The organism is Phormidium sp. CCY1219 (assembly GCF_035615515.1).
Taxonomy (GTDB): Bacteria; Cyanobacteriota; Cyanobacteriia; order Cyanobacteriales; family Laspinemataceae; genus CCY1219.
Genome location: NZ_JAJENT010000736.1, coordinates 1 through 979 on the forward strand (window position 1 = coordinate 1; position 979 = coordinate 979).

A 979-nucleotide genomic window follows, 5' to 3' on the forward strand; every position below is an offset into this window, starting at 1 on the left:
TTTAGGCTGGTCAGGTGGTTAGAAGTACAAGCCCCTGGCTTTAGACATGGGGTTGGTTTCTACGGAGTCCCTGACATCAGATTCTATTCCCAGGCGGGATGGGTGAGGAGTTTTTCAATAACTCGCACCCCGCGCAACTGATTCGACAGGGGCAAGTGACCGCGCGGCGCGCTCAAATCCCAGGTAAACCCGCCGGGATATCGGGTCCAAATGTTGCCTTCTTTCCAATTAATTTTCGGCCACATCTTCTCCCAATTTTTCCCGACGCCGAGCCAAATTTCTCGCTGTACGGAAAAGCCAAATTTGCCCTCGGAGTACACTCGCCACAGGGTATCGATGGTTTGCAAGTCGGTGACGGGAATTTTATCGACTTCGGTGAAGTACAACCATTTGCGTTGCACTGCATCCGGCCCGGCGTTCTCGCAGAGCTTTTGCAGGGTTAATTTGTCGGCAGATTGAAATTCCTGTTTGGCTAATAGCTTTTGGAGTTCGGAATAGTCGATGTTGTTTTCCGATCGCTCCGGGACCAGGCCGGTGGGAAACTCGGTAGCGAGAAATTCTGCGATCGCTGATGAATTGCTGTTTAACAACAGTTGATAGGCTTTTCCCTGCACTGCACTGGGGGGTTTATCCCGTTGCTCTTGCAACGATTCTTTGATGACGTTTAATCCCGCTTCTCCGATTTCGCTGAGTTGTTGCATCAGCTTGAGTTGAGTTTTTTCGGGGGCGGTTTTTAATTTGGAACGAATCGCGGCAAGATCGATTGAGGCGTCGGAAACGGCGGAGTTTGTGGGTTCATTCATAAGGCTTTAATTTGGAATTCACGTAAACCTCTTGCTCGCGTGGAAGCCCCGTGTCTTTAGACCGGGGAGGAAACGCGACAGGGGGACTTGAGTCCCCGTCAATCTTTCAACCATAGGCGTAACCATCCTTTCTGTGAATGGGTTTGCAGTATTTGTGGCTAATGCCTGCCACTCTT

At 50.5% G+C, this 979-nt stretch carries 1 protein-coding gene; it reads right to left on the bottom strand.

The genetic code is table 11. The annotated features are described in order from the left end of the window. Nucleotides 1–83: 83 nt before the first annotated feature. A complete protein-coding gene (locus tag LKK83_RS22325; RefSeq protein WP_324633570.1) occupies nt 84–803 on the bottom strand; it encodes a GUN4 N-terminal ARM-like repeat domain-containing protein in 720 nt (239 codons plus the stop codon). Between the last annotated feature and the right edge of the window lie 176 nt (nt 804–979).

Bases quoted from the DNA above. Each gene is read 5' to 3' on its own strand.
- LKK83_RS22325 (WP_324633570.1), bottom strand. From the start codon at position 803: ATGAATGAACCCACAAACTCCGCCGTTTCCGACGCCTCAATCGATCTT.